Source organism: Pseudoneobacillus rhizolycopersici, assembly GCF_054786815.1.
Genome location: NZ_JBTOOE010000299.1, coordinates 1 through 211 on the forward strand (window position 1 = coordinate 1; position 211 = coordinate 211).

The following is a 211-nucleotide window of genomic DNA, read 5'->3' on the forward strand; positions in this document are numbered from 1 at the left end:
TTTATTGGTTGAAGATGAAGAAAAAATAGTTGCAGTTAAGGCAATATCTGTATCAATTGACCAAATTAAAAAATTAAAGGGCGTACACAAAGTTTTGCTTATGGGTAAGCCGAAAGTATTAGATCAGATGAAGGCAGATTTGACTCCTAAATATCCTAACCTTTATTTAGTTAAATCGGCGCCACACTTGCTTGAAATTATGGTTCAAGGT

Annotated in this window: 1 protein-coding gene; it reads left to right on the forward strand. The window is 33.6% G+C overall.

The features are described from left to right. The coding region (locus ACX9YW_RS23835; protein ID WP_460351318.1) for a hypothetical protein at positions 1 to 211 on the forward strand (211 nt) is incomplete at both ends.